General features: G+C 60.5%; 1 protein-coding gene. It reads right to left on the reverse strand.

Annotated features, from left to right (window positions below):
- On the reverse strand, positions 1–1,065 hold a 1,065-nt coding region (locus tag AC1D17_RS29075; protein WP_477568653.1), incomplete at its 3' end, for a GMC family oxidoreductase N-terminal domain-containing protein.
- Between the last annotated feature and the right edge of the window lie 22 nt (positions 1,066–1,087).

Here is a 1,087-nt window from a genome sequence, read left to right on the forward strand (position 1 = left end):
GGATGAGAACAGGTGCAACGCCGTCGCATTCGCCTGCTTCGGCGAAATCGTCTCCGGCAGTTTGGCGATATCGGCCACCGAACGGAGCACCGGGTAGCCAGGGATGCTCGGATAGACGGCCTCGGCTCCCGCGGCAAAGAGCACCTCGGCCAACCGGGCAAGCCCGTCGGCTAGCTCCTTCAGATCCTGCTGATGAAGTTCGACCCGTACGAGGGGGTCCCGAAAACCGGGCAGGCTCCTGACCTTGCCGACCCCTCCGGTACTTTGCACATAGTATATCGCCATGCGGCGCCAGTCGCGATCGACCGCCTCCATCATCTCGGGATGCGTTGCCATCGCAAGAGCGAGTGCCGGACGCTTGCTCATCGAACAACCCATGCTGAAACGCGGATCGAATTCCTTGATCTGGTGAACGGGTTCGAGTTCGCCGGGTATGTTTATGTCGTCCCGGAACAACGCGACGGCTTTGAGCATCGGATGAAACCGCAGACTGTTGCCGACATTCGTCTTCAATCCGGAGCGGCGCAGAAGCCACGGGGTTTGCACTGCGCCTGCGGCGACAAACACGGTCTTCGCTCTCAGCTCAAGCTGCCGCCGGCTTGCGCCATTCATGGAAAGCGCACTGACCGTCCAGCTTCCGGAAACCCGCGAAATTCTCGTGGCGCGAGTACCGGCCATCACGACCCCGCCCGCCTTCATGAAACGAGGCACAAACGTCTCGGACATGGATTGTTTGCGGCCGGGGGAACCCGTCGTAATGTCCGTTGCGTAGGCATACAGGCGGGGAACCTCAAGACATGCCCAATCGAGGTTGCGAGCACCTTCTGCGAGGCGAGCCGAAAGTTGGGGTGCTGGACCGGGCAGGTATTGCACCTTGGCAACCTCCTCGCACGCCGCAAAGTGCGGATTGAGCTCCGACAGCGTCAGCGCATCGACCCGGTAGTCACGCCGCCAGTTGTCCAGAACGTCAGAAGAAATGCGATGATAAAGGCCGCGATTGATCTCGCTGCCACCCCCGACGCAGCATCCTTCGACATAGGCAATTTTTGCCGACCCGAACCCTATGTTGACCCCAGCATTTCGGTAC

The sequence above is a fragment of the Pararhizobium sp. P1_E7 genome, from assembly GCF_056405855.1.